General features: G+C 64.2%; 20 protein-coding genes. 11 read left to right on the forward strand and 9 right to left on the reverse strand.

Annotated elements, in window-relative coordinates:
• Positions 1-57 precede the first annotated feature (57 nt).
• The 5 genes from clpP (at position 58) to ACFPU0_RS22475 (ending at position 7,113) form a co-directional block, all read left to right on the forward strand.
• On the forward strand, positions 58-699 hold the full coding sequence (gene clpP, locus ACFPU0_RS22455; protein ID WP_377695505.1) for an ATP-dependent Clp endopeptidase proteolytic subunit ClpP: 642 nt from the start codon (positions 58-60) through the stop codon (positions 697-699).
• 109 nt (positions 700-808) lie between these two features.
• On the forward strand, positions 809-2,089 hold the full coding sequence (gene clpX, locus ACFPU0_RS22460; RefSeq protein WP_377695506.1) for an ATP-dependent Clp protease ATP-binding subunit ClpX: 1,281 nt from the start codon (positions 809-811) through the stop codon (positions 2,087-2,089).
• A gap of 132 nt (positions 2,090-2,221) precedes the next feature.
• Positions 2,222-4,618 (forward strand): endopeptidase La, encoded by a 2,397-nt coding sequence (gene lon / locus ACFPU0_RS22465; RefSeq protein WP_377695507.1) that lies wholly within the window; start codon positions 2,222-2,224, stop codon positions 4,616-4,618.
• A gap of 135 nt (positions 4,619-4,753) precedes the next feature.
• On the forward strand, positions 4,754-5,026 hold the full coding sequence (gene hupB / locus ACFPU0_RS22470; RefSeq protein ID WP_003087931.1) for a nucleoid-associated protein HU-beta: 273 nt from the start codon (positions 4,754-4,756) through the stop codon (positions 5,024-5,026).
• A gap of 212 nt (positions 5,027-5,238) precedes the next feature.
• Positions 5,239-7,113 (forward strand): SurA N-terminal domain-containing protein, encoded by a 1,875-nt coding sequence (locus ACFPU0_RS22475; RefSeq protein WP_377695508.1) that lies wholly within the window; start codon positions 5,239-5,241, stop codon positions 7,111-7,113.
• Between the two features lie 199 nt (positions 7,114-7,312).
• Here the strand turns inward: ACFPU0_RS22475 and fabI are convergent, their stop codons facing one another.
• From fabI to gloB, 8 genes are all read right to left on the reverse strand, one after another.
• Positions 7,313-8,107, reverse strand: coding sequence for an enoyl-ACP reductase FabI (fabI, locus tag ACFPU0_RS22480; protein ID WP_377695509.1), 795 nt, complete (start codon positions 8,105-8,107; stop codon positions 7,313-7,315).
• 20 nt (positions 8,108-8,127) lie between these two features.
• Positions 8,128-9,735, reverse strand: coding sequence for an ABC transporter ATP-binding protein (locus ACFPU0_RS22485; protein WP_377695510.1), 1,608 nt, complete (start codon positions 9,733-9,735; stop codon positions 8,128-8,130).
• Position 9,736: 1 nt separating this feature from the next.
• The gene (locus ACFPU0_RS22490; RefSeq protein WP_377695511.1) at positions 9,737-10,756 is read right to left on the reverse strand and encodes an ABC transporter permease; all 1,020 of its coding nucleotides are present in this window, start codon (positions 10,754-10,756) and stop codon (positions 9,737-9,739) included.
• A gap of 2 nt (positions 10,757-10,758) precedes the next feature.
• Complete coding sequence (locus ACFPU0_RS22495; RefSeq protein ID WP_377695512.1) at positions 10,759-11,844, reverse strand: microcin C ABC transporter permease YejB; 1,086 nt, start codon at positions 11,842-11,844, stop codon at positions 10,759-10,761.
• A complete protein-coding gene (locus ACFPU0_RS22500; RefSeq protein WP_377695513.1) occupies positions 11,845-13,692 on the reverse strand; it encodes an extracellular solute-binding protein in 1,848 nt (615 codons plus the stop codon). It lies immediately after the preceding gene.
• Positions 13,689-15,515 carry an extracellular solute-binding protein gene (locus ACFPU0_RS22505; protein WP_377695514.1) on the reverse strand — a complete coding sequence of 609 codons (1,827 nt, stop codon included), beginning with the start codon at positions 15,513-15,515 and terminating at the stop codon, positions 13,689-13,691. Before ACFPU0_RS22505 ends, ACFPU0_RS22500 begins: the two co-directional genes overlap by 4 nt.
• Positions 15,516-15,853: 338 nt before the next feature.
• On the reverse strand, positions 15,854-17,449 hold the full coding sequence (locus tag ACFPU0_RS22510; RefSeq protein WP_377695515.1) for a lytic transglycosylase: 1,596 nt from the start codon (positions 17,447-17,449) through the stop codon (positions 15,854-15,856).
• Between the two features lie 98 nt (positions 17,450-17,547).
• The gene (gene gloB, locus ACFPU0_RS22515; protein ID WP_377695516.1) at positions 17,548-18,327 is read right to left on the reverse strand and encodes a hydroxyacylglutathione hydrolase; all 780 of its coding nucleotides are present in this window, start codon (positions 18,325-18,327) and stop codon (positions 17,548-17,550) included.
• Between the two features lie 61 nt (positions 18,328-18,388).
• On the opposite strand from gloB, the gene ACFPU0_RS22520 reads away from it, so the two are divergent.
• From ACFPU0_RS22520 to ACFPU0_RS22540, 5 genes are all read left to right on the forward strand, one after another.
• Positions 18,389-19,153: a methyltransferase domain-containing protein gene (locus ACFPU0_RS22520; RefSeq protein WP_377695517.1), complete on the forward strand. Its 765-nt coding sequence runs from the start codon at positions 18,389-18,391 to the stop codon at positions 19,151-19,153.
• Positions 19,154-19,597, forward strand: a complete 444-nt coding sequence (gene rnhA, locus ACFPU0_RS22525) for a ribonuclease HI (RefSeq protein WP_377695518.1) — start codon at positions 19,154-19,156, stop codon at positions 19,595-19,597.
• Between the two features lie 43 nt (positions 19,598-19,640).
• A complete protein-coding gene (dnaQ, locus tag ACFPU0_RS22530; RefSeq protein WP_377695519.1) occupies positions 19,641-20,378 on the forward strand; it encodes a DNA polymerase III subunit epsilon in 738 nt (245 codons plus the stop codon).
• Between the two features lie 104 nt (positions 20,379-20,482).
• Positions 20,483-22,738, forward strand: coding sequence for an Orn/Lys/Arg decarboxylase N-terminal domain-containing protein (locus ACFPU0_RS22535; protein WP_377695520.1), 2,256 nt, complete (start codon positions 20,483-20,485; stop codon positions 22,736-22,738).
• 56 nt (positions 22,739-22,794) lie between these two features.
• A complete protein-coding gene (locus ACFPU0_RS22540; protein WP_377695645.1) occupies positions 22,795-24,123 on the forward strand; it encodes an amino acid permease in 1,329 nt (442 codons plus the stop codon).
• On the opposite strand, the gene nhaB is transcribed toward ACFPU0_RS22540, so the two are convergent.
• Positions 24,107-25,609, reverse strand: a complete 1,503-nt coding sequence (gene nhaB, locus ACFPU0_RS22545) for a sodium/proton antiporter NhaB (protein ID WP_377695521.1) — start codon at positions 25,607-25,609, stop codon at positions 24,107-24,109. The genes ACFPU0_RS22540 and nhaB overlap by 17 nt on opposite strands.
• Before the next feature lie 217 nt (positions 25,610-25,826).
• Here nhaB and ACFPU0_RS22550 point away from each other — a divergent pair, with 217 nt between their 5' ends.
• Positions 25,827-26,639: a crotonase/enoyl-CoA hydratase family protein gene (locus tag ACFPU0_RS22550; RefSeq protein ID WP_377695522.1), complete on the forward strand. Its 813-nt coding sequence runs from the start codon at positions 25,827-25,829 to the stop codon at positions 26,637-26,639.
• The last annotated feature ends 14 nt before the right edge of the window (positions 26,640-26,653 follow it).

The following is a 26,653-nucleotide window of genomic DNA, read 5'->3' on the forward strand; positions in this document are numbered from 1 at the left end:
GAGCTGGCTTATGCGTCTTTGAGACATGACTATCTAATTAGGGAGCGATCGCAGGACATGTCCCGCAATTCTTATATGCAGCAAATGCCTGACATCCAAGCCACTGGTGGTCTGGTGCCGATGGTGATCGAGCAGTCCGCCCGTGGCGAACGTGCTTACGATATCTATTCGCGCCTGTTGAAAGAGCGCGTGATCTTCCTGGTGGGCCCGGTCGAAGACTACATGGCCAACCTGGTGGTGGCGCAGCTGCTGTTCCTCGAGGCCGAAAACCCCGACAAGGACATCCAGCTCTACATCAACTCCCCGGGCGGCTCGGTGACTGCCGGCATGTCCATCTACGACACCATGCAGTTCATCAAGCCCGATGTCTCGACCCTGTGCATCGGTCAGGCGTGCAGCATGGGCGCACTGCTGTTGGCCGGTGGTGCCGCGGGCAAGCGTTTCTGCCTGCCGCATTCGCGCATGATGATTCACCAACCGCTGGGCGGTTTTCAGGGCCAGGCGTCGGATATCGAGATCCACGCGCGGGAGATCCTCACCATTCGCGAGCGCCTGAACAAGATCCTGGCGGACCACACCGGCCAGCCGATCGATGTGATCGCGCGCGATACCGACCGCGACAACTTCATGAGTGGCGACGAGGCGGTCAAATACGGCCTGATCGACCAGGTGCTCAGCAAGCGCCAGCTCGTGGGCTAAGCCCATCCGCAGGACCGCGGCCGGAGAATACCCGGCCGTTTCGCGGGGTTGAAAATGCCCGCATTTGCCTTCATCTTGTGTTTCAAGCCTACCCGATTGGATCGATCGAATGACTGACACCCGCAACGGCGAGGACAACGGCAAGCTGCTTTATTGCTCCTTCTGCGGCAAAAGCCAGCACGAAGTGCGCAAACTGATTGCCGGTCCCTCCGTATTCATCTGCGACGAGTGCGTCGACCTGTGCAACGACATCATCCGCGAGGAGGTGCAGGAAGCCCAGGCCGAGAGCAGTGCGCACAAACTGCCCGCGCCCAAGGAAATCCGCACCATCCTCGACCAGTACGTCATTGGCCAGGAGCGTGCGAAGAAAGTGCTCGCGGTAGCGGTGTACAACCACTACAAGCGCCTGAATCAGCGTGACAAGAAAGATGATGTCGAGCTGGGCAAGAGCAACATCCTGCTGATCGGTCCCACCGGTTCGGGCAAGACCCTGCTGGCTGAAACCCTGGCCCGTCTGCTCAACGTACCCTTCACCATCGCGGATGCCACTACCCTCACCGAGGCGGGCTACGTCGGCGAAGACGTCGAGAACATCATCCAGAAGCTCCTGCAGAAGTGCGATTACGATGTCGAAAAGGCCCAGATGGGCATCGTCTACATCGACGAGATCGACAAGATCTCCCGCAAGTCCGACAACCCGTCCATCACCCGTGACGTATCGGGCGAGGGCGTGCAGCAGGCATTGCTGAAACTGATCGAAGGCACCGTGGCTTCCGTCCCGCCGCAAGGTGGTCGCAAGCACCCGCAACAGGAGTTCCTGCAGGTCGATACCCGCAATATCCTGTTCATCTGCGGTGGTGCGTTCGCGGGCCTGGAAAAAGTGATCCAGAACCGCTCCACCAAGGGTGGAATCGGCTTCAACGCCGAAGTTCGCAGCAAGGACCTGGGCAAGAAGGTGGGTGAAGCCCTTCGCGAAGTGGAGCCGGAAGACCTGGTCAAGTTCGGCCTGATTCCGGAGTTCGTCGGCCGTCTGCCGGTCATCGCCACCCTCGACGAACTCGATGAGGCAGCGCTGATGCAGATCCTCACCGAACCGAAGAACGCGCTGACCAAGCAGTACGCCAAACTGTTCGACATGGAAGGCGTGGACCTGGAGTTCCGTCCGGACGCGCTGCGGGCTGTCGCCCATCGTGCGCTGGAGCGCAAGACCGGCGCACGCGGCCTGCGTTCCATCCTCGAAGGTATCCTGCTCGACACCATGTATGAGATTCCCTCTCAAACAGATGTAAGCAAGGTGGTCATCGACGAAAGTGTCATAGAGGGGGCTTCCAAGCCTTTGTTGATCTACGAGAACAACGAGCAGCCTGCAAAGGCGGCGCCTGACGCTTGATGAAACAAAGGGGCCTGCGGGCCCCTTTGTATTTCCTGCCTCAATGCTTGTTTTTTCCCGGGCCTAACCCCATCTTAGGGCCAAGGGTTTCCCATCTGTTTACGGCCCGAGGGCCGCCGTAGAGCTGATACCATGAATACAACCGCCGAATTACCTCTCCTGCCATTGCGCGATGTAGTGGTCTATCCGCACATGGTCATCCCGCTGTTCGTGGGGCGCGAGAAATCCATCGAGGCGCTCGAAGCCGCGATGACAGGGGACAAGCAGATACTGCTGGTTGCCCAGAAGAATCCGGCCGACGACGACCCGGGCGAAGATGCGCTGTACCGCATGGGCACCATCGCCACCGTGCTCCAGCTGCTCAAGTTGCCGGATGGCACTGTGAAGGTGCTGGTCGAAGGCGAGCAGCGTGGCGCCATTGAGCGTTTCATCGAAGTTGACGGCCATTGTCGCGCCGAAGTCAGCCTGATCGACGAAGTCGATGCCGGCGAGCGCGAATCCGAAGTATTCATCCGCAGCCTGCTCAGCCAGTTCGAGCAATACGTCCAGTTGGGCAAGAAAGTCCCGTCCGAGGTGCTGTCCTCGCTGAACAGCATCGACGAGCCGGGCCGCCTGGTCGACACCATGGCAGCCCACATGGCGCTGAAGATCGAGCAGAAGCAGGAAATCCTCGAGCTGACCGACCTGCCCGAGCGCGTCGAGCATGTGCTGGCACTGCTGGATGCCGAAATCGATCTGCTGCAGGTGGAAAAGCGCATCCGCGGTCGCGTCAAGAAGCAGATGGAGCGCAGCCAGCGCGAGTACTACCTGAATGAGCAGATGAAGGCCATTCAGAAAGAGCTGGGCGATATTGATGAAGGCCATAACGAGGTCGAGGAGCTGAAGAAGCGCATCGACAATGCCGGCCTGACCAAGGAAGCCCTGGCCAAGGCCAATGCCGAGCTGAACAAGCTCAAGCAGATGTCGCCGATGTCCGCCGAAGCCACCGTGGTGCGTTCCTATATCGATTGGCTGGTCAATGTGCCGTGGAAGGCCGAGAGCAAGGTTCGCCTGGACCTGGCCAAGGCCGAGGAAATCCTCGACGCCGACCATTACGGTCTGGAAGAGGTCAAGGAACGCATTCTCGAGTACCTCGCCGTGCAGAAGCGCGTGAAGAAGGTCAAGGGCCCGGTGCTCTGCCTGGTCGGCCCGCCCGGGGTCGGCAAGACTTCGCTGGCCGAGTCCATCGCCCGCGCTACCAACCGCAAGTTCGTGCGCATGGCCCTGGGTGGCGTGCGTGACGAGGCCGAGATCCGTGGCCATCGTCGTACCTACATCGGCTCCATGCCGGGTCGCCTGATCCAGAAGATGACCAAGGTCGGTGTGCGCAACCCGCTGTTCCTGCTCGACGAGATCGACAAGATGGGCAGCGACATGCGTGGCGATCCCGCGTCGGCGCTGCTGGAAGTGCTCGACCCCGAGCAGAACCACAACTTCAACGACCACTATCTGGAAGTCGACTACGACCTCTCGGATGTGATGTTCCTCTGCACCGCCAACTCCATGAACATTCCGGCTCCGCTGCTGGACCGCATGGAAGTGATCCGCCTGCCGGGCTACACCGAGGATGAGAAGGTCAACATCGCCGTCAAATACCTCGCGCTCAAGCAGACCAAGGCCAATGGCCTGAAGAAAGGGGAGCTGGACTTCGACGAAGCGGCGATTCGCGACATCATCCGTTATTACACCCGTGAAGCCGGCGTGCGTAGCCTGGAGCGCCAGATCGCCAAGGTCTGCCGCAAGGCGGTGAAGGAGCACGCCCACGAGAAGCGTTTCGCGGTGCAGGTGACGGCTGAGTCCCTGGAGCATTTCCTCGGTGTGCGGAAGTACCGCTACGGCCTGGCCGAGCAGCAGGACCAGATCGGCCAGGTGACCGGCCTGGCCTGGACCCAGGTGGGTGGCGAACTGCTGACCATCGAGGCCGCGGTGGTTCCTGGCAAGGGCCAGTTGACCAAGACCGGTTCCCTGGGTGACGTGATGGCCGAATCCATCACCGCGGCGCTGACCGTAGTGCGCAGCCGCGCGAAAAGCCTGGGAATTCCTGCGGATTTCCACGAGAAACGGGATATCCATATCCACATGCCCGAAGGGGCTACTCCGAAAGATGGCCCCAGCGCCGGTATTGGAATGTGCACTGCGCTGGTTTCGGCCATGACCCAGATTCCCGTCCGCGCCGATGTAGCCATGACCGGAGAAATTACCCTGCGTGGTCAGGTGTTGGCGATTGGTGGCCTGAAAGAGAAGTTACTGGCTGCACATCGTGGCGGAATCAAGACCGTGATCATTCCCGAAGAGAATGTGCGTGATCTGAAAGAAATTCCGGAAAATATCAAGCAAGACTTGGCGATTAAACCCGTTAAATGGATTGACGAGGTCCTGCAAATTGCGCTGCAATACGCCCCGGAGCCCTTGCCCGATGCGGCTCCGGAGATGGTTGCAAAGGATGACAAGCGCGAGACTGATTCCAAGGAGCGAATCAGCACGCATTAGCCGGGGGGCTTCCTTGACACATTTTTAGAGCCCTTGTTATAAAGCGGCTCTTATGTGTTAGCAGGCCATCCAGCACCCGCTTTGCTTACACCAGACAACTAAGAAACAACTCAACAGAAATAAGGGGACTTAAGAGTGAACAAGTCGGAACTGATTGATGCTATCGCCGCATCTGCTGATATCCCGAAAGCTGTAGCCGGCCGTGCTCTGGACGCAGTTATCGAATCCGTTACTGGCGCTCTGAAGGCCGGTGATTCCGTGGTGCTGGTGGGTTTCGGTACTTTCGCCGTTAAAGAGCGTGCTGCTCGTACTGGCCGCAACCCGCAGACTGGCAAGCCGATCAAGATCGCTGCTGCCAAGATTCCTGGCTTCAAAGCCGGTAAAGCTCTGAAAGACGCCGTAAACTAAGCGTCTTTCGGGCTCTGCCCGACCGGGCCGGGTTTCAGCTCGGTTCGATAGCGGAGCGGTGGCGACGAAGGTAATCTGCCCGTTGCCAGAGAGGTCGAACCTCCGGCCCGCAAGCTACGAGAAGGCGCATCCTAGGATGCGCCTTTCTCATATTCGGATACTCTACCCGCGTTACTCGGTTGCGATTCCACGCGACCGTTTCTGGGGGACCCATGCTGCAGAACATCAGGGACAATTCACAGGGGTGGATTGCCAAAACCATCATTGGCGTCATCATCGCGCTGCTGGCACTGACCGGCTTCGACGCCATCTTCAATGCCACCAGCAATCGCCAGAATGCGGCTGAGGTCAATGGCGAGGAGATCAGCCAGGACCAGCTGAGCGAAGCGGTCAATCTCCAGCGTCGCCAGCTGCAGCAGCAACTGGGCAAGGACTTCGACGCTTCGCTTCTCGACGAGAAGCTGCTGCGCGAGGCCGCGCTGAAAGGGTTGATCGAGCGCAAGCTCCTGCTGCAAGGCGCCCAGGAGGCTGATTTCGCCTTCTCGCAGAGCGCCCTTGACCAGCTCATCCTGCAGACCCCGGAATTCCAGGTGGATGGCAAGTTCAATGCCGACCGCTTCGACCAGGTCATTCGCCAGATGAACTACAACCGCCTGCAGTTCCGCCAGATGCTCGAGCAGGAGATGCTCATCGGCCAGCTGCGTGCCGGCCTGGCGGGCAGCGGTTTCGTCACTGACGCCGAAGTGGAAGCCTTCGCCCGTCTCGAGAAGCAGACCCGCGACTTCGCGACCCTGACCCTGAAGGCCGATCCGGCTGCGGTCAGCGTTTCCGACGACGAGATCAAGGCGTACTACGACGGTCACCTCGACCAGTTCATGAGTACCGAGCAGGTGGTGATCGAGTACGTCGAATTGAAGAAGGCAGCTTTCTTCAGCCAGGTCGAAGCCAAGGAGGAAGACCTCCAGGCCCAGTACCAGAAGGAGATCAGCAACCTCGCCGAGCAGCGCCAGGCCGCCCACATCCTGGTGGAGGTCAACGACAAGCTGAACGAGGAGCAGGCCAAGGCGAAGATCGAACAGATCAAGCAGCGCCTGGACAAGGGTGAGGACTTCGCCGCCCTGGCCAAGGAATTCTCCGACGACTCCGGTTCCGCCGCCAATGGCGGTGACCTGGGCTTCGCCGGTCCCGGCGTCTATGAGCCCGCCTTCGAAGAGTCCCTGTACGCGCTGAAGCAGGGCGAGGTTTCGGCACCGGTGCGTACCCAGTACGGCTGGCACCTGGTCAAGCTGCTGGGCGTGCAGGCGCCTGAAGTGCCGAGCTTCGAGAGCCTGAAGCCGAAGCTGGAGCACGACATCAAGGCCCAGCAGGTGGAGCAGCGCTTCGTCGAGGCGAGCAAGGAACTGGAAGATGCAGCTTTCGAGGCGTCCGACCTGGCCCAGCCGGCCCAGGAGTTGAACCTGGAAGTGAAGACCAGCGCGCCTTTCGGTCGTGAAGGTGGCGAAGGCCTGACCGCCAACCGCCAGGTCCTGCAGGCTGCCTACAGCCCGGAAGTCCTGGAAGACGGCGCCAACAGCTCTGCCATCGAGCTCGATCCGGACACCGTGGTCGTGCTGCGCGTCAAGGAGCACAAGAAGCCTGAACAGCTTGGACTGGACAAGGTCAGCGACAGCATTCGCCAGCACCTGCTGACCCAGAAGGCCAGCGAAGCGGCCAAGGCCAAGGGTGACGCCCTGATGGCCAGCCTGCGCGAAGGCAAGACTCCGGTCGAGCAGGCCCAGGACGGCCAGTCCTGGAAGGTGGTGGAAGCCGCCACCCGCAGCCAGGAAGGCGTCGAGCCGGTCCTGCTGCAGGCGCTGTTCCGCATGCCGAAGCCGACCGCTGCGGACAAGCCCGAGTTCACCGGCGTGAAGCTGAACAACGGCGACTTCGTGGTGATCCGCCTGAACGGTGTCAACCAGCCCGAGGAGAAGCTCTCCGAGCAGGAGAAGGCCATGTACAGGCGCTTCCTCGCCTCGCGCAGTGGCCAGCAGGACTTCGCGTCCTTCCGCCGCCAGCTGGAAGCGAAAGCAGAGATCGAACGTTTCTGATCCGCTCGCTGGACGAGAAAGGCCGCATAATGCGGCCTTTTTCTTTTGGGGATGGATCACGCTTCACCGATCCACCATCGGTGCCGAACCTGGCCTCGCTGGTGGATGTAAAAAGCGACATCTACCCTACGGGAGCCGGTGCCCGCCCACGCCCACAAAAAAGCCCGCACATGTGCGGGCTCTTTCGTCAGGGCGACTATCAGTCTTCGATGTTGCCCATGGCGGTGGTGTTGAAACCGCCGTCCACGTAGAGGATCTCGCCGCTGATGCCCGAGGCCAGGTCGGAGCAGAGGAAGGCGCCGGCATTGCCGACTTCCTCGATGGTCACGTTGCGGCGCAGGGGGGTCTGCTTCTCGTTGGCGGCGAGCATCTTGCGGAAGCTCTTGATGCCGGAGGCGGCCAGGGTGCGGATCGGACCGGCGGAGATGGCGTTGACGCGGGTGCCTTCCGGGCCGAGGCTGCCGGCCAGGTAGCGAACGCCGGCTTCCAGGCTGGCCTTGGCCATGCCCATCACGTTGTAGTTCGGCATGGTGCGCTCGGCGCCCAGGTAGGACAGGGTCAGCAGGCTGCCGTTGCGGCCCTTCATCATCTCGCGGCCGGCCTTGGCCAGGGCCACGAAGCTGTAGGCGCTGATGTCATGGGCGATACGGAAGCCGTCGCGGGTGGTGACTTCGGTGAAGTCGCCGTCCAGTTGGTCACCCGGAGCGAAGCCGACGGAGTGGACGATGCAGTCCAGGCCATCCCACTTCTTGCCGAGGGCTTCGAAGACCGCAACGATCTCTTCGTCCTTGGCGACGTCGCAGGGGAAGCACAGCTCGGCGCTGGAGCCCCAGCCTTCGGCGAACTCTTCCACGCGGCCTTTCAGTTTTTCGTTCTGGTAGGTGAAGGCGAGCTCGGCGCCTTCGCGGTGCATGGCTGCAGCGATGCCCGATGCGATGGACAGTTTGCTGGCTACGCCAACGATCAGTACGCGCTTACCGGCGAGAAAACCCATGTGCTTTCATCCTCTTCTGGTTAATGGGCAGTTCCTGGAGCCAGGAAGGCGGCTTCCAGCAACTGCTTCGTATAGCTGTGCTGCGGGGCGGCGAAGATGGCATCGGCCGGACCCTGCTCGACCACCTTGCCGTGCTTGATCACCATCAACTGGTGGCTCAGCGCCCGGACCACCGCCAGATCATGGCTGATGAACAGGTAGGTCAGGTCGTACTTGGTCTGTAGCCTGCGCAACAACTCCACTACCTGGCGCTGAACCGTCCGGTCGAGCGCCGAAGTGGGCTCGTCCAGCAGGATCAGTGCCGGTTTCAGCACCAACGCCCGGGCAATGGCAATCCGCTGCCGCTGCCCGCCGGAAAACTCATGGGGGTAGCGGTGCCGGGTGTCCGGGTCCAAGCCTACCTCCAGGAGCGCGTCGATGATGGCCTGTTCCCGCTCCGCTTCGGTGCCGATGCGGTGGATCCGCAGCCCCTCGCCGACGATCTCGCCCACGCACATGCGCGGACTGAGGCTGCCGAAGGGGTCCTGGAAGACCACCTGCATCTCGCGCCGGAACGGCCGCACCTCCTTCTGCGACAGCCCGTCCAGGGTCTGGCCCTGGAAGCGGATGCCGCCCCGGCTGCCCAGCAGCCGGAGGATCGCCAGGCCCAGTGTGGACTTGCCGGAGCCACTTTCGCCGACTATGCCCAGGGTCTGTCCCTGGGGCAGGCTGAAATTGACACCGTCCACGGCCTTGACGTGATCCACGGTGCGCCGCAGCAGCCCTTTCTTGATCGGGAACCACACGCGCAGGTCATCGACCTCCAGGAGTGGCGGCCCCACCGGGTTCTCCGCCGGCTGGCCCGAAGGCTCGGCGCCGAGCAGTTCCCGGGTGTAGGGATGCTGCGGTGCATGGAACAGCTCATCACACGACGCTTGTTCGACGATGCAACCGCGCTGCATGACACATACGCGATGCGCAATTCGCCGAACCAGGTTGAGGTCGTGGCTGATCAGCAGTAGCGCCATGCCCAGGCGCGCCTGGAGTTCCTTGAGCAGTTCGAGGATTTTCAGCTGCACGGTCACGTCCAGCGCCGTGGTGGGTTCGTCGGCGATCAGCAGCTCCGGCTCGTTGGCCAGCGCCATGGCGATCATCACCCGCTGCCGCTGTCCGCCCGAGAGCTCGTGGGGATAGGCCTTCAGGCGCTTGTGCGGCTCGGGGATGCCGACCAGCTCCAGGAGCTCCAGGGTGCGTCGGGTGGCGGCCTGGCCGGTGAGGCCCTTGTGCAGGGCGAGCACCTCGTTGATCTGCTTTTCGATGTTGTGCAGCGGGTTGAGCGAGGTCATGGGCTCCTGGAAGACCATGGCGATGCGATTGCCGCGAATGCCGCGCAACCTGGACTCGGGCAGCTTCAGCAGGTCATTGCCGGCGTAGCCGATGCTGCCGCTGGGATGGCGGGCGAGCGGGTAGGGCAGCAGGCGCAGGATGGAATGCGCGGTCACCGACTTGCCGGAGCCGCTTTCGCCCACCAGGGCCAGGGTCTCGCCCTTGCGGATGTCGAAGCTGACGCCCTCGACCACGCGCTGGACCTGTTCGCCGCTGACGAACTCGACGGACAGGTCGCGTACTTCGATCAGGTTCTCGCTCATCTCACTTCCTCGGGTCGAAGGCATCGCGCGCGGCTTCGCCGATGAACACCAGCAGGCTCAGCATGGCCGCCAGCACCAGGAAGGCGGAGATGCCGAGCCAGGGCGCCTGCAGGTTGGACTTGCCCTGGGCCACCAGCTCGCCGAGGGAGGGGGCTCCCGGCGGCAGGCCGAAGCCGAGGAAGTCCAGCGCGGTCAGGGTGCCGATGGCGCCGGTGAGGATGAAGGGCATGAAGGTCATGGTGGAGACCATGGCGTTGGGCAGGATATGGCGAAACATGATGGCGCCGTTCTGCATGCCCAGCGCTCGGGCGGCACGCACGTACTCCAGGTTGCGGCCGCGGAGGAACTCGGCGCGCACCACATCCACCAGGCTCATCCAGGAGAACAGCAGCATGATGCCCAGCAGCCACCAGAAGTTCGGTTGCACGAAGCTGGCCAGGATGATCAGCAGGTAGAGCACCGGCAAACCTGACCAGATCTCCAGGAAACGCTGTCCGGCCAGGTCCACCCAGCCGCCGTAGAAGCCCTGCAGGGCACCGGCTATGACGCCGATGATGGAGCTCAGGATGGTCAGGGTCAGGGCGAAGAGCACCGAGATGCGGAAGCCGTAGATCACCCGCGCCAGGACGTCGCGGCCCTGGTCATCGGTGCCCAGCCAGTTCTCCATCGAAGGCGGCGCGGGGGCCGGCACCTTGAGTTCGTAGTTGATGGTCTCGTAGCTGAACGGAATGGGCGGCCAGATCATGTCGCCGCCCTTGGATTCGATCAGCTCGCGGATATAGGGCGTCTTGTAGTTGGCCTCCAGCGGGAATTCGCCGCCGAAGGTGGTTTCCGGGTAGCGCTTGAGGATGGGGAAGTACCACTGGCCGTCGTAACTCACCACCAGCGGCTTGTCGTTGGCGATCAGCTCGGCACCCAGGCTCAGGGCGAAGAGGAAGAGGAAGATCCAGAGCGACCACCAGCCGCGCTTGTGGGCCTTGAAGCGCTCGAAGCGCCGCCGGTTGATGGGGGAGAGTGCCATGCTCAACCCTCCCGGCTTTCGAAGTCGATGCGCGGATCGACCAGGGTGTAGGTGAGATCGCCGATCAGTTTCACGACCAGTCCCAGCAAGGTGAAGATGAAGAGGGTGCCGAACACTACCGGATAGTCGCGGTTCAGGGCGGACTCGAAGCTCATCAGGCCCAGGCCGTCGAGGGAGAAGATCACCTCGATCAGCAGGGAGCCGGTGAAGAAGATGCCGATGAAGGCCGCCGGAAAGCCGGCGATGATCAGCAGCATGGCGTTGCGGAAGACGTGGCCATAGAGCACGCGGTTCTCTGACAGGCCCTTGGCGCGGGCGGTGATCACGTACTGTTTGTTGATCTCGTCGAGGAAGCTGTTCTTGGTCAGCAGGGTGAGGGTGGCGAAGTTGCCGATCACCAGGGCGGTCACCGGCAGGGCCAGGTGCCAGAAATAGTCGAGGAGCTTGCCGGTGAGGCTCAGCTCGTCGAAGTTGTTGGAGGTCAGGCCGCGCAGGGGGAACCAGTCGAAGTAGCTGCCGCCGGCGAAGAGCACGATCAGCAGGATGGCGAAGAGGAAGGCCGGGATGGCGTAGCCGACGATGATCGCCGTGCTGCTCCAGACGTCGAAGGCGCTGCCGTGACGGACCGCCTTGGCGATCCCCAGGGGAATGGACACCAGGTACATGATCAGGGTGCTCCAGAGCCCGAGGGAAATGGAGACCGGCAGTTTTTCGGCGATCAGGTCGATGACCTTGGCGTCGCGGAAGAAGCTGCTGCCGAAATCCAGCTTCAGGTAGTTGGTGATCATCAGCCAGAAGCGTTCGTGGGCCGGCTTGTCGAAGCCGTACATCTTCTCGATTTCCTTCACCAGCTCCGGGTCCAGGCCCTGGGCGCCGCGGTAGTTGGAACCGGCCGTGGCGACCTCGGCACCGCCGCCGGAAATGCGGCCGGTGGCGCCGCCGGCGGCGGCATCGAAGCCTTCCAGCCTGGCGATCATCTGCTCCACCGGGCCGCCGGGGGCGGCCTGGATGATGATGAAGTTGATCAGCAGGATGCCGAACAGGGTGGGAATGATCAGCAGAAGTCGACGCAGTATGTAGGCGAGCATTTACTGGGAATCCGGCGCGGAAGGGGATGGCTCGGACTGGCTAGCAGTTTCCGTGCCCGGTTTCTGCCACCAGGTGAACAGCCCGTAGTCGTAGAGGGGGGTGGTGGCCGGCCGCTGGAAGTGGTTCCAGTAGGCCACCCGCCAGGTGTCGACGTAGTAGTTGGGGACCACGTAATGGCCCCAGAGCAGCACGCGATCCAGGGCGCGGGCATGTTCTACCAGGCTTTGCCGCGAGTCGGCGCGGATCAGGCCCTCCACCAGCTTGTCGATGGCCGGGTCGCGCAGGCCGATGAAGTTGCGGCTGCCGGCGCTGTCGGCGCTGCGCGAATGCCAGAATTCCATCTGCTCGTTGCCCGGCGAGTTGGACTGGCCCCAGGTGGCGGGAATCATGTCGAAGTCCCGCGAGCGCAGGCGGTTGATGTACTGGGAAACGTCCACACGGCGAATCTGCATGTCGATGCCCAGTTCCGCCAGGTTGCGCTTGAAGGGCAGGATCACCCGCTCCAGGTTGGCCTGGGCGATCATGATCTCGAACGCCAGCGGCCTGCCGTCGGGGCCGACCATCCTGTCGTTCTCGATCTTGTAGCCGGCTTCCATCAGCAGCTGGTAGGCGCGGCGCTTCTGCTCGCGGATGATGCCGCTGCCGTCACTCACCGGCGGCCGGAAGACCTGGGTGAAGACTTCGGCCGGCACCTGGTCCTTGAGCGGTTCGAGGATCTTCAGCTCCGCGGCGTCGGGCAACTGGTGCGCAGCCATCTCGGAGTTCTCGAAGTAGCTGCTGGTGCGCTTGTAGGAGCCGAAGAACAACTGCTTGTTGGCCCACTCGAAGTCGAACAGCTGGGCGATGGCCTCGCGTACCCGGCGGTCCTGGAACACCGGGCGGCGGATGTTGAAGGCGAAGCCCTGCATGCCGGTGGGGTTATGGTTGACCAGGCTTTCCTTGATGATCTTGCCGGCGCGCAGGGCGGGGCCGTCGTAGCCGGTGGCCCAGTCCTTGGCCGAATACTCCAGGTTGAAGTCGAACTGACCGGCCTTGAAGGCCTCCAGGGCCACCGAGGTGTCCCGGTAATAGTCGACGTCGATCGCGTCGAAGTTGTAGTAGCCGCGGGTCACCGGCAGGTCCTTGGCCCACCAGTCCTTGACCCGCTCATAGCGGATCGTGCGGCCGGCATTCACCTTGGCGATGCGGTAGGGGCCGCTGCCCAGCGGCGGCTCCAGGCTGGTCTTGCCGAAGTCGCGGCCTTCCCAGAAGTGCTTGGGCAGCACCTGGATCTGGCCGAGGATCAGCGGCAGCTCGCGGTTGCCCGAGTGCTTGAAGTCGAAGCGCACACGCTGGGCGTCCTCGGCCTCCACCTTGGCCACGTCGGCGTAGTAGTGGCGGTACATCGGGTCGCCGTGCTCGACCAGGGTGTTGAAGGTGAAGACCACGTCTTCGGCCGTCACCGGCTTGCCGTCGTGGAAGCGCGCCTTGGGGTTCAGGTAGAAGCGTACGTAGCTGTTGTCCGGCGCCTTCTCGATCTTTTCCGCCAGAAGCCCGTACTCGGTGAAGGGTTCGTCCGGGGAGTGGAAGGTCAGGCTGTCGTAGATCAGGCCCAACTGGTCGGCCGAGTTGCCGCGGGGGATGAAGGGGTTGAGGCTGTCGAAACCGCCGACACCGGCCAGGCGCAGGACGCCGCCCTTGGGGGCATCCGGATTGACCCAGGAAAAGTGGGTGAAGTCCGCCGGGTACTTGGCGGGTTCGTCGTAGAGGGTGATGGCGTACTTGGGCTCGGCGACGGCGAGGCCGGCCAGGGACAGCAGCAGGGCGCCACAGCCTTGCAGGCAGCGGGTGCGCAGCGTTTTGCTCATCGGGCGTTCTCCGTGGGCTTCAGCCACCAGGCGCGCAGGCCCAGCGTATAGGGCGGCGTGGTAACGAAGGCGAACCGGTTGCGGTACGCCAGGCGGTGATAGTTGATGTACCAGTTGGGGATGCTGTAGTGCTCCCAGAGCAGGGTGCGGTCGAGGGCGCGCGCGGCGGCCAGTTGTTCGTCGCGGCTCTGGGCACCGAGGAGTTTGTCGATCATCTCGTCGGCCACCGGGTTGGCCACGCCCGCGTAGTTCTTGCTGCCCTTCACGCCCACCTGGCTGGAGTGGAAATAGAGATACTGCTCCAGGCCGGGGCTCAGGGTCTGCGGCAGGGTCATCAGGATCATGTCGTAGTCGAAGTGGTCCAGGCGCTGCTTGTACTGGGCACGGTCCACCGTGCGCAGGCTGACGTCGATGCCGATGCTTTCGAGGTTCTCGCGGTAAGGCTGGAGTATGCGTTCAAGGTTCGGGTTGACCAGCAGTATCTCGAAGCGCAGCGGCTGGCCACGGTCGTCGAGCAGGCGTTGGCCGGACAGCTTCCAGCCGGCGTCGGCCAATAGACCCAGGGCGCGGCGAAGGGTTTCCCGCGGGATGCCGCGACCTTCGGTGGTGGGCACCTGGAATGGCTGGGTGAAGAGAGCTTCCGGCAATACCTTGCGGTGCGGCGAGAGCAGCAGCCACTCGTGACCCTCGGGCTTGCCCACGGCGCTGAACTCGCTGTTCGGGTAATAGCTGGTGGCACGTATGTAGGCGTTGTTGAACAGGGTCCGGTTGGTCCATTCGAAGTCGAACATCAGCCCCATGGCTTCGCGCACCTTGCGGTTCTGGAACACGGCGCGACGGCTGTTCATGAACAGCGCCTGGGTCTGGGTCGGTATCTGGTGCGGGATCTCGGCGCGGATCACGTCACCCCTGGCTATGGCCGGGAAACGATAGCCGTTGGCCCAGTTCTTCGCCTGGTGCTCGATGTAGAAGTCGAACTCGCCGGCCTTGAAGGCTTCGAAGGCGACGTTGCTATCCCGGTAGAACTCCACCTCCACCCGGTCGAAGTTGTACTTGCCGCGGTTGACCGGCAGCTTCTCCCCCCACCAGTCCTTGACCCGCTCGAACACCAGGCCGCGTCCGGGGCGCACCTGGGTGATGCGGTAGGGGCCGCTGCCGAGCGGCGGCTCGAAGGTGGTGGCCTTGAAGTCGCGGTTCTTCCAGTAGTGCTGGGGCAGCACCGGCAGCTCGCCGAGGCGCAGGATCAGCAGCGGATTGCCGGCGCGCTTGAGCACGAAGCGGATGCGATGGCGGCCCAGGATGTCGACCCGCTTCACCTCCTGCAGGCTGGTGCGGTACTGCGGATGGCCGTTCTTCACCAGGGTGCGGTAGGAGAAGGCCACGTCATAGGCGGTGATCGGCCTGCCGTCGTGGAAGCGCGCTTCTTCGCGCAGGTTGAAGACCACCCAGCTACGGTCTTCGCTGTACTCGACGCTCTTCGCGATCAGGCCGTAGCTGGAGGCGGGTTCGTCCCCGGAGGGGTCGTACTGGCCGGTGCCCGCCATCAAGGGTTCGTTGAGCTCGGTTACCCCGTACTGCAGGAAGTTGGGGGTGGCCACCGGGCTGGTGCCCTTGAAGGTGTAGGGGTTGAGTGTATCGAAGGTGCCGAAGGCCATGACCCGCAGGGTGCCGCCCTTGGGGGCTGCGGGGTTGACCCAGGCGAAATGGTCGAAGTTGGCGGGGTATTTCAGGGTGCCGAACTGCGCGTAGCCGTGGCTTTCGATCAGGCCGGCGAAACAGGGTTGAGCCAGCAGGCCGATGAGCAGGAAAGCAAGGCGACGCATCAGGCGGGGATCCGATCCATGGCTATCGTGTCGGGCATATGGGCGCTGGTCTCGCTGGCAGGAGGGCGCGGGCATCGGGCCGGCGAAATCGTGTGGGGAGTCACGCGCCGCGGGTGTCGGCGGTGACGGCTGGCAAGTACAGTAACAGCTTGTACCGGCAAGAAAAAAGGGCCAGCCTGCGGGGACCTGGCCAGCATTTTGACCACAGTCCGGAAAAAAGGGTGGATAGCGCTTTTCTGTCCACCATCACGGCTCGCATTGCAGGCGAGATTGGTGCGGTGCCCTGAGCGCTCAGCGATCAGGCCGGGGCGCAGGGCGGGGGCCGGGGGTGAGGGGCGTCAGGGCAGGTAGACGGTCAGGGTCTGGCCCGGTTTCAGGCTGCCGCCGCTGCGGGGATTCCAGCGCTGCAGGTGCTTCATCTCGACATTGAAGCGCTTGGCGATGAGGTACAGCGAGTCCCCCTGCTTGACCTTGTAGTAGGTCACCGACTCGCGGCCGTCGCCCTTGGCCTGGCCCTTGCCGGCACTGGCGACCCGGGTGGCGCCGCCCTGCAGTTTCAGCACCTGGCCCGCCTTGAGGCTGTTGCCCTTCAGGCGGTTCCAGCGCTTGAGGTCCTGGACGTCCACCTTGTACTGGCGGGCAATGGTCCAGAGGTTGTCGCCGCTCCTGACCTTGTGGCTGCGTGCCGGGGCCGGGGCGGGCGTCGGGGCCTTGCTGCTGGCGACGTTCTGGAACAGCGGTCGCTCGGGTTTGAGGCCCGGCTCGACCGGAATGCTCAGTTGCTGGCCTACGCGCAGATGGTTGCCGGAGAGACCGTTGATTTCCTTCAGGGTCTTGACCGTCACGTGGTAACGATTGGCGATGCCATTCAGGCTGTCGCCGTTGCGCACCCGGTATTGCTGCCAGTCCACCAGTTCCTGGGGCTTCATCAGGGCGAGGTTGGCGGTCAGCAGATCGGCCTTGTCGGTGGGCACCAGCAGGTGTTGCGGGCCGTCCATGGTGATGCGTTTCTTGAAGGCCGGGTTGAGCTGGTACATCTCGTCGGCGTCCATGTCCGCCATTTCGGCGACGCGGGACAGATCAAGACGCTGCTGCTTGACCTCCACCACTTCGAAGTAGGGTTCGTTGGCGATGGGGTTCAGGTTCACGCCATAGGCTTCCGGCGCCATCACCAGCTGCGACAGGGCCAGCAGCTTGGGCACGTAGTCCTGGGTTTCCTGGGGCAGGGGCAGGTTCCAGTAGTCGGTGGGCAGGCCGAGCTTCTGGTTGCGCTCGATGGCGCGGCTGACGGTGCCTTCGCCGGCGTTGTAGGCGGCCAGCGCCAGCAACCAGTCGCCGTTGAACATCTCGTGCAGGCGATCCAGGTAGTTCAGGGCGGCGTTGGTGGAGGCGGTGATGTCGCGACGGCCGTCGTACCAGCTGGTCTGGCGCAGGTTGTAGTGGCGGCCCGTGGACGGAATGAACTGCCAGATGCCCACGGCGTGGCTGCGGGAATAGGCGAAGGGGTTGTAGGCGCTTTCCACCACCGGCAGCAGGGCCAGCTCCAGGGGCATGTTGCGCTCTTCCAGGCGCTCCACCACGTAGTGGATATAGAGGCTGCCGCGGGAGCTGGCACTTTCCAGGAAGGAGGGCTTGCTCACGTACCAGAGGCGCTGGCGCTCGATACGCGGGTTGACGCCGATCTCGTCCTGCAGCTTGAAACCGTTGCGCATGCGGTCCCAGAGGTCCTGGGGTTCAGGTTCGGTCTCGGCTTCTTCCAGCCACTGGGGCTGCTGGTTCATGCCCAGCGCGCGATCGGTGTCCCGGCCCTGGCCTTCATCCTTCTGGCCGGTGCCCGAACAGCCGGCGAGGGTGACGGCGCACACCACCACAAGGGCTCGAGCGGCTCGTGCCAATGCATCCAGGTCGAAGGTTCTGATCGGCGAAGACAACATTGGCTGAGAGGTTTTTCCGGCAAAAAAGTCCGGCGATTCTAGAAATCGACCTATGGCTGGTCAAGTTTTCACCAGCCGGCCCGCGTCTCTCCGGGGGTTCAGAACTGGTCTTTCCACGCACGGAGGGCGGCGAAAACCTTGGCGGGCGTAGGGTTATCCCGGCCGGCCCACTCGTCGGCCATTTGTTTAACGGATGTTTCAGTCACCCGCAGGAAGGGGTTGGTGGCCCGCTCCAGGGCGATGGTGGATGGCAGGCTGATGGCGCCGCGCTCGCGCAGCCGGGCGACCTCGTCGAAACGCGCGGAAGTGGCGTGGTTGCCGGGCTCCACGGCCCTGGCGAAGCGCAGGTTGCTCAGGGTGTATTCGTGGGTGCAGAACACCAGCGTGGCCGCCGGCAACGCCGACAGGCGGCTCAAGGAGTGGTGCATCTGTTCCGCGGTGCCTTCGAACAGTCGGCCGCAACCGGCGGCGAACAGGGTGTCGCCGCAGAACAGCAGGGGTCGCTCGCGGTCTTCATGGTAATAGGCGATATGACCCAGGGTATGGCCGGGAACCCCGATCACCCGGAACTCCAGGCCCAGTACCCGGACGCTGTCGCCGTCGGCCAGGGCCTGGTCGCGTGCGGGAATCTTCTCCAGTGCCGGTCCGAGTACACGTGCACCACAGGCAGTCTTCAACTGGGCCACGCCGCCGATATGGTCGCCGTGATGGTGGGTGACCAGGATGTCGGTCAGCTGCCAGCCGGGATGGGCGTCGAGCCAGGCCAGCACCGGCGCGGCGTCGCCGGGGTCGACCACGGCGCAGCAACGGCTTCCGGCGTCCTGCAGCAGCCAGAGATAGTTGTCGGAAAAGGCGGGGAGGGCGTCGATCTTGATCATGAAGGGAGTCGCCAAGCAGAGAGCAATGGAGCATCTTAGGGCTCTGACGCAGGAGATTGCCATGACCGAGAAAGCATTCGCCCAAGCCGATGCCGATTGGCTGGAACTGATAGCAGGGGCCCGTTCCTGGTTTTCCGGGCCCTTGGGCGGTCTGATGCTGTTCGAAGAGCAGCGCCTCCTGGAGGACGAGCTGGCGCGCTACTTCGGCGGCTACCTGGTGCACTACGGCCCGCGCGCGGAGTTGCCGCCGGGGGCCAAGCAGATCCAGCGCAGCGTACACCTGGGGGCGCCCTTGCCGGGGGTGGAGATCGCCTGCGAGGAGGCGGCCTGGCCCCTCAGCGAGCACGCCGCCGACGTGGTGGTGCTGCAGCATGGCCTGGATTTCTGCCTCTCTCCCCATAGCCTGCTGCGCGAAGCCGCACGCAGCGTACGGCCCGGCGGGCACCTGATGATCATCGGGGTCAATCCCTGGAGCGCCTGGGGCGTGCGCCACTACTTCGCCAGCGACGCCTTGCGCCAGGCCCGCTGCATCTCGCCGGCGCGGGTCAGCGACTGGCTCAACCTGTTGGGCTTCGCGCTGGAGAAACGCCGCTTCGGGTGCTATCGTCCGCCGCTCGCTTCGGCCGCCTGGCAATCCCGCCTGGCCCGCCTGGAGCGTCGGGGCGCCGCCGGGCAAGGTTTCGGCGCGGGCTTCTATCTATTGGTGGCGCGCAAGCTGGTGATCGGTCTGCGTCCGCTGCGTCAGCCCAGGCGCGAGCCCATGGGCAAGCTGGTTCCCATGCCGGTGGCCAAGGTCAGCCGGTGCGATTCGAAACATGAGGCATAAGTGAGCGATCTGGTCGAGATCTATACCGACGGCGCCTGCAAGGGCAATCCCGGCCCCGGTGGATGGGGCGCCTTGCTGGTCTACAAGGGCGCCGAGCGCGAACTCTGGGGTGGCGAGCGCGAAACCACCAACAACCGCATGGAACTGATGGCCGCCATCATGGGGCTGGTGGCGCTCAAGCGCCCGTGCGAGGTCAGGATCATCACCGACTCCCAGTACGTGATGCAGGGCATCACCGAGTGGATGCCCAACTGGAAGAAGCGCGGCTGGAAGACCGCCGCCAAGCAGCCGGTGAAGAACGCCGACCTCTGGCGGGCCCTGGACGAGCAGGTCAATCGCCACAGCGTGAGCTGGCAGTGGGTGCGTGGCCATACCGGCCATCCCGGCAACGAGCGCGCCGACCAGTTGGCCAACCGGGGTGTCAGCGAGCTGGGTGCCCGCTAGAATTTCGCCGTCATTGCGGCAGCCTCCTTCATAGGTTCTGAACATGCGTTACGTTGTCCTCGATACTGAAACCACCGGCATGCCGGTCACCGATGGCCACCGGGTCATCGAGATCGGCTGCGTCGAACTGGAAGGCCGACGCCTGACCGGTCGTCACTTCCACGTCTACCTGCAACCCGACCGCGAGGTGGATGAAGGCGCCATCGCGGTCCACGGCATCACCAACGAGTTCCTGGTGGGCAAGCCGCGCTTCAAGGATGTCGCCGACGAATTCTTCGAGTTCATCAAGGGCGCCGAGCTGATCATCCACAACGCGGCGTTCGACGTCGGCTTCATCAACAACGAATTCGCCCTGCTGGGGCAGGCCGAGCGCAGCGACGTCAGCGAATACTGCACGGTGCTCGACACCCTGCTGATGGCCCGCGAGCGCCACCCGGGCCAGCGCAACAGCCTGGACGCCCTGTGCAAGCGCTACGACGTCGACAACTCCAACCGTGAGCTGCACGGCGCACTGCTCGACGCCGAGATCCTCGCCGACGTCTACCTGGCGATGACCGGTGGCCAGACCAACCTGTCCCTCGCGGGCGAGGGTGGCGATGGCACGGGGGGCCGCGCCCACGCATCCCCGATCCGCCGGCTGCCGGCCGACCGCGCCCGCGGCCGGGTGATCCGCGCCAGCGACGAGGAGCTGGCAGCCCATGCCTCGCGCCTGGCGGCCATCGAGAAGTCCGCCGGGGCGCCGGCGCTCTGGGTGCAGCTGGAGGCGCCGCCGGCGTCCTGATTGCGACCTTTACGTACAGCCAGTGGCTGCGGGGGTACCGCCCCCGCGAGCGAGCTTCTACCCTGAGGGCATAGGCGGCCGGGACCGCCCCTCAGGGAGCCACAATGTATAAAGAGCTCAAGTTCCCCGTCCTCATCGTCCATCGCGATATCAAGGCCGACACCGTCGCCGGCGACCGGGTGCGCAGCATTGCCCGTGAGCTGGAGCAGGACGGTTTCACCATCCTCCCCACCGCCAGTTCCGCAGAAGGCCGCATCGTCGCTTCCACCCACCACGGCCTGGCCTGCATCCTGGTCGCCGCCGAAGGCGCCGGGGACAACCAGCGCCTGTTGCAGGACATGGTGGAACTGATCCGCGTCGCCCGGGTGCGTGCGCCGCAGCTCCCCATCTTCGCCCTGGGCGAGCAGGTGACCATCGAGAACGCCCCGGCCGAGGCCATGGCCGACCTCAACCAGCTGCGCGGACTGCTCTACCTCTACGAGGACACCGTGCCCTTCCTCGCCCGCCAGGTGGCCCGCGCCGCGCGCAGTTACCTGGAGGGGCTGTTGCCGCCGTTCTTCCGTGCCCTGGTGGAGCACACCGCCCAGTCCAACTATTCCTGGCATACGCCGGGTCACGGCGGTGGCGTGGCCTATCGCAAGAGTCCGGTAGGGCAGGCGTTTCACCAGTTCTTCGGCGAGAACACGCTGCGCTCGGACCTCTCGGTTTCGGTGCCCGAACTGGGCTCGCTGCTCGACCACACCGGCCCGCTGGCCGAGGCCGAGGCGCGTGCGGCACAGAACTTCGGCGCCGACCACACCTTCTTCGTGATCAACGGCACTTCGACCGCGAACAAGATCGTCTGGCACTCCATGGTCGGCCGCGACGACCTGGTGCTGGTGGACCGCAACTGTCACAAGTCCATCGTCCATTCGATCATCATGACCGGTGCCATCCCGCTGTACCTGACGCCGGAGCGCAACGAGCTGGGCATCATCGGGCCGATTCCCCTCAGCGAATTCAGCCGCGAATCGATCCAGGCCAAGATCGACGCCAGCCCCCTGGCCAAGGGGCGCGAGCCCAAGGTCAAGCTGGCGGTGGTGACCAATTCCACCTACGACGGCCTCTGCTACAACGCCGAACTGATCAAGCAGGCCCTGGGCGACTCGGTGGACGTGCTGCACTTCGACGAGGCCTGGTACGCCTACGCCGCCTTCCACGAGTTCTATGCCGGGCGCTATGGCATGTGCACCCGGCGCGAGGCGCACTCGCCCCTGGTGTTCACCACCCACTCCACCCACAAGCTGCTGGCGGCCTTCAGCCAGGCCTCGATGATCCACGTGCAGGACGGCGGCGCGCGCCGGCTCGACCGCCACCGCTTCAACGAAGCCTTCATGATGCACATCTCCACCTCGCCCCAGTACGGCATCATCGCCTCGCTGGACGTGGCCTCGGCCATGATGGAGGGCCCGGCCGGGCGCTCGCTGATCCAGGAAACCTTCGACGAGGCGCTGCGCTTTCGCCGGGCCCTGGCCAATGTGCGGCAGAACCTGGAGGCACACGACTGGTGGTTCGGCATCTGGCAACCGCCGCTGGTGGAGGGCGCCGATGTCGTCGCCACCGGGGACTGGCTGTTGCGCCCGGATACCGGCTGGCACGGCTTCGGCGAGGTGGCGGAAGACTACGTGCTGCTCGACCCGATCAAGGTCACCCTGGTGACGCCGGGCCTCACCGCGGACGGCAAGCTGGGGGAGCAGGGCATTCCTGCGGCGGTGGTCAGCAAGTTTCTCTGGGAACGCGGGCTGGTGGTGGAGAAGACCGGCCTCTACTCCTTCCTGGTGCTGTTCTCCATGGGCATCACCAAGGGCAAGTGGAGCACGCTGCTGACCGAGCTGCTGGAGTTCAAGCGCGGCTATGACGCCAACCAGCCCCTGGCCCAGGCGCTGCCCTCCATCGCAGCCGCCCACGGCGCGCGTTATGCCGGCATGGGCCTGCGCGACCTCTGCGGCGCGTTGCACGCCTGTTACCGCAACAGTGCGACCCCCAAGGCCCTGCGGCGGATGTACACCAAGCTGCCGGAAGTGGCGATGAAGCCGGCCGATGCCTACGACAAGCTGGTGCGCGGCGAGGTGGAGGCGGTGCCGCTGGACCAGCTGCAGGGCCGCATCGCCGCGGTGATGCTGGTGCCCTATCCGCCGGGTATCCCGCTGATCATGCCGGGTGAGCGCTTCACCGCCCAGACCCGGGCCATCATCGACTACCTGGAGTTCGCCCGGACCTTCGACCAGAGCTTCCCCGGTTTCGATATCGACGTGCATGGCCTCAACTGTCAGGAAACTCCTACAGGTCGCTGCTATACAGTGGACTGCATCAGGGAATAATTCGGCCAGCGGGGGAAGCGATGGCGACAGGGGATGGAGTGAAGTCGCGCGGCAGCATGGGGTTCTGGACCTGCACCGCGCTGGTGGTGGGCAACATGATCGGCTCGGGCGTGTTCCTGCTTCCCTCCAGTCTCGCGGCCTATGGGGGCCTCAGCCTGTACGGCTGGCTGATTTCCAGCACCGGTGCGGTCCTGCTGGCGCTGACCTTCGCCCGCCTGGCGCGGCTCAATCCTTCCGCCGGCGGCCCCTACGCCTATACCCGCGACGGTTTCGGCAGCTTCGCCGGCTACCTCTGCGCCTGGACCTACTGGAAGGCCGCCTGGATCGGCAACGCCGCCATCGCCGTGACCCTGGTGGGCTACCTGCAAGTGTTCATCCCGGCCCTGCGCGACCCGGTGCTGATGGTGAGCACCGCCATCGGCGCCATCTGGCTCTGCACCCTGATCAACCTGCGCGGCATTGGCGCCTTCGGCCTGGCGCAGAACCTGCTCACGGCGCTCAAGCTGGTGCCCTTGCTATTGGTGGGCGTGCTCGGCTGGTTCTCCTTCAACCCCGATCACCTGCGCATTCCCGAGGTGAGCGAGCTGCCAGCAGGTGTCGGCGGCTACGCCCAGGCCATCGCCACCACCGCGGCCCTGACCCTCTGGTCCTTCATCGGCCTGGAATCGGCCACGGTGCCGGCGGACGATGTGGACAATCCCAGGCGCACCATCCCCCGCGCTACCGTGTTCGGCACCCTGGTGGCGGCTGGGGTCTACATCCTCTCCATCACCGCGGTGCAGGGCGTGCTGCCCCCCGAGGTGCTGATGCGCTCCACCGCACCCTTCGCCGATGCGGCGCGGGTGCTGGTGGGCGACTGGGGTTATCACCTGGTGGCGGCGGGAGCGGTGATCGCCTGCCTGGGTGCGCTCAACGGCTGGGTGCTGCTGCAGGGGCAGATCCCCATGGCCACCGCGCGCGACGGCCTGCTGCCCGAGCATCTGGCCCAGACCAACAAGTACGGCGTGCCGGCCAACGGCCTGCTGGTCTCCGGTGTGCTGGTCACGGCCCTGGTGCTGGTGGACGGGCAGGGCGACCTGGTGGACGTGTTCAACGTGATCATTCTGCTCGGCACCATGACCGGGGTCGTGCCCTACGCCTTCTGCACCGCCGCCCTGTTGCAGCAGCTGGCGGTGAAGCCCGGCGACTTCTCCGAGCGCGAGCGTGGCCGGCTGGTGGCCATCGGCGTGCTGGGCTTCGTCTATTCCATCTGGGCCCTGTACGGCACGGGGGAGCAGGCCATCTTCTGGGGCTTCCTGGTGCTGATGGCCGGCATTCCGCTCTACACCTGGCGCCAGTGGCGCAATCGGGTGCAGGCCGAGGCGGCCGTCAGAGCCAATGGCTGACGGCCCACCAGCCGAGCACACCCATCACTATGGTGTAGGGCAGGGCCATCCACACCATCCGCCCGTACCCCAGGCGCACCAGAGGCGCGATGGCTGAGGTGAGCAGGAAGAGGAAGGCCGCCTGGCCGTTGGGGGTGGCGACGCTGGGCAGGTTGGTGCCGGTGTTGATGGCCACCGCCAGGGTGTCGAAGTGCTCGCGGGTCATGGCGCCGGACTCCAGCGCATTCTTCACTTCGGTGATGTAGATGGTGGCGACGAAGACGTTGTCGCTGATGGCCGAAAGCAGGCCGTTGGCGATGAACAGCATTCCCGGCTGCTGCTCGGCGGGCAGCGCCAGCACCGCGTGGATGATCGGGGTGAACAGGTGCTGTTGCTGGATCACCGCCACCACGGCGAAGAAGGCCACCAGCAGCGCGGTGAAGGGCAGGGCGTCCTGGAAGGCGCGGCCGATCTGGTGCTCGTCGGTGATGCCGCTGAAGCTGGTGATCAGCACTATGACCAGCAGGCCGATCAGCCCCACTTCCGCCACGTGCAGGGCCAGGCAGAGGATCAGTATCAGGGCCGCGGCCCCCTGCACCATCAGCGCCATACGCTGGGACTGGGTACGGCGGGCATTCTCTTCCCGGGCGAAATCGGCCAGGATCTGGCGCACGTTTTCCGGCAACTCGGCGCCATAGCCGAACCAGCGCAGCTTCTCCAGCAGCACGCAGGTCAACAGACCGGCCGCCAGCACGGGCATGGACACCGGCGCCACATTCAGGAAGAACTCCTTGAAGTGCCAGCCGGCCTCATGGCCGATCAGCAGGTTCTGCGGCTCCCCGACGAGGGTGCAGACGCCGCCCAGGGCGGTGCCCACCGCGGCGTGCATCAGCAGGCTGCGCAGGAAGGCGCGAAAGGTTTCCAGATCCGCGCGACTCGAACTGGAGAGGTCGCTGTCGGAGTCGGTGTCGTGCACGTCGCCCATGCCCCTGCCCGAGGCGACGCGGTGATAGACGCCGTAGAAGCCGAGGGCGACGCTGATGATCACCGCAGTCACGGTCAGGGCATCGAGGAAAGCCGAGAGGAAGGCGGCCAGCAGGCAGAACGCCAGGGCCAGCAGCGCCTTGCTGCGTACCCCCAGCAGCAGGCGGGAAAACAGCAGGAGCAGCAGGTCCTTCATGAAATAGATGCCTGCCACCATGAACATCAGCAGCAGGATCACCGGGAAATTGTGCTGCAACTCCTCGTACACCGCCGCGGGCGTCGCCAGGTCCAGCAACAGCGCTTCGATCACCAGCAGGCCGCCGGGCAACAGGGGGTGGCACTTCAGCGCCATGGCCAGGGCGAAGATGAACTCGGCCACCAGCAGCCAGGAGCAGACCACCGGGCCGAGCAGCCAGAGCACCAGCGGATTGAGCACCAGGAAGGCGATGATCGACAGCTTGTACCAGTGCGGCGAGTTGCCGAGGAAGTTGCGGCCGAAGGCGGCGGCGGGCGAGACGGGCATCGAGATTGTCCCTGGAATGTGGTGGTTGGACGGGGCAGCGAAAGTGCCAGCGTGGGCTCGTTAGATCAAGTGCTTGTGGCTGATTTGCGCGGTGAAGTTTCAGTCGCGCGGCGAGGCCTGCGTCACAGTGGGCGGCATCGACTTTTACATCGTGCTTGTTATAGTTGCCGGGCTTCCTGAACGCCGCATTTCCATGGCGCACGCCGAGGACCGACCCGTGCCTGATTACAAAGCCTTCCGTGTAGAGTTGGCAGACAAGATCGCCCATGTGCAGATCAACCGTCCCGAGAAGATCAACGCGATGAACGCCGATTTCTGGGGAGAGATCGTCGAAATCTTCCGCGAGATCGAAGACAACGACCAAGTCCGGGTAGTGGTGCTCTCGGGGGCCGGCAAGCATTTCTCCTCCGGCATCGACCTGATGCTGCTGGCCTCGGTCGGCGCCCAGCTTGGCCCGGATGCAGGCCGCAATGCGCGCACCCTGCGCCGCAAGATCCTCGAGCTGCAGGGCTCCTTCAACGCCGTCGACAACTGCAGCAAGCCGGTGATCGCCGCCATCCAGGGCTACTGCCTGGGCGGCGCCATCGACCTGATCTCGGCTTGCGATATGCGCTACTCGACCATCGACGCGCAATTCGCCATCAAGGAAATCGACATCGGCATGGCCGCGGACGTCGGCACGCTGCAGCGCCTGCCGCGCATCATCGGCGACGGCATGATGCGTGAACTGGCCTACACCGGCCGCACCATCGACGGCGAAGAAGCGCAGCGCCTCGGCCTGGTGAACCGCACCTACGCCGACCAGGACGCCCTGCTCGACGGGGTGTTCGGCATCGCCCACCAGATCGCCGCCAAGTCGCCCATCGCCGTGCGCGGCACCAAGGAAATGATCCGCTACATGCGCGATCACCGGGTCGACGATGGCCTCGAGTACGTCGCCACCTGGAACGCGGCGATGCTGCAATCGACCGACCTGCGCGTGGCCATGGCGGCCCATATGAGCAAGCAGAAACCAGAGTTCGCTGACTGATGCGGTACCGCACA

This window comes from Pseudomonas sp. GCM10022186, assembly GCF_042656385.1.
In the GTDB taxonomy this organism is placed as follows: Bacteria; Pseudomonadota; Gammaproteobacteria; order Pseudomonadales; family Pseudomonadaceae; genus Metapseudomonas.

What these genes read in the sequence shown, in the direction of transcription:
- clpP (WP_377695505.1), top strand. Translation starts at nt 58, where the DNA reads ATGTCCCGCAATTCTTATATGCAGCAAATGCCTGACATCCAAGCCACT.
- clpX (WP_377695506.1), top strand. Translation starts at nt 809, where the DNA reads ATGACTGACACCCGCAACGGCGAGGACAACGGCAAGCTGCTTTATTGC.
- lon (WP_377695507.1), top strand. Translation starts at nt 2,222, where the DNA reads ATGAATACAACCGCCGAATTACCTCTCCTGCCATTGCGCGATGTAGTG.
- ACFPU0_RS22475 (WP_377695508.1), top strand. Translation starts at nt 5,239, where the DNA reads ATGCTGCAGAACATCAGGGACAATTCACAGGGGTGGATTGCCAAAACC.
- fabI (WP_377695509.1), bottom strand. Translation starts at nt 8,107, where the DNA reads ATGGGTTTTCTCGCCGGTAAGCGCGTACTGATCGTTGGCGTAGCCAGC.
- ACFPU0_RS22485 (WP_377695510.1), bottom strand. Translation starts at nt 9,735, where the DNA reads ATGAGCGAGAACCTGATCGAAGTACGCGACCTGTCCGTCGAGTTCGTC.
- ACFPU0_RS22490 (WP_377695511.1), bottom strand. Translation starts at nt 10,756, where the DNA reads ATGGCACTCTCCCCCATCAACCGGCGGCGCTTCGAGCGCTTCAAGGCC.
- ACFPU0_RS22495 (WP_377695512.1), bottom strand. Translation starts at nt 11,844, where the DNA reads ATGCTCGCCTACATACTGCGTCGACTTCTGCTGATCATTCCCACCCTG.
- ACFPU0_RS22500 (WP_377695513.1), bottom strand. Translation starts at nt 13,692, where the DNA reads ATGAGCAAAACGCTGCGCACCCGCTGCCTGCAAGGCTGTGGCGCCCTG.
- ACFPU0_RS22505 (WP_377695514.1), bottom strand. Translation starts at nt 15,515, where the DNA reads ATGCGTCGCCTTGCTTTCCTGCTCATCGGCCTGCTGGCTCAACCCTGT.
- ACFPU0_RS22510 (WP_377695515.1), bottom strand. Translation starts at nt 17,449, where the DNA reads ATGTTGTCTTCGCCGATCAGAACCTTCGACCTGGATGCATTGGCACGA.
- gloB (WP_377695516.1), bottom strand. Translation starts at nt 18,327, where the DNA reads ATGATCAAGATCGACGCCCTCCCCGCCTTTTCCGACAACTATCTCTGG.
- ACFPU0_RS22520 (WP_377695517.1), top strand. Translation starts at nt 18,389, where the DNA reads ATGACCGAGAAAGCATTCGCCCAAGCCGATGCCGATTGGCTGGAACTG.
- dnaQ (WP_377695519.1), top strand. Translation starts at nt 19,641, where the DNA reads ATGCGTTACGTTGTCCTCGATACTGAAACCACCGGCATGCCGGTCACC.
- ACFPU0_RS22535 (WP_377695520.1), top strand. Translation starts at nt 20,483, where the DNA reads ATGTATAAAGAGCTCAAGTTCCCCGTCCTCATCGTCCATCGCGATATC.
- ACFPU0_RS22540 (WP_377695645.1), top strand. Translation starts at nt 22,795, where the DNA reads ATGGGGTTCTGGACCTGCACCGCGCTGGTGGTGGGCAACATGATCGGC.
- nhaB (WP_377695521.1), bottom strand. Translation starts at nt 25,609, where the DNA reads ATGCCCGTCTCGCCCGCCGCCGCCTTCGGCCGCAACTTCCTCGGCAAC.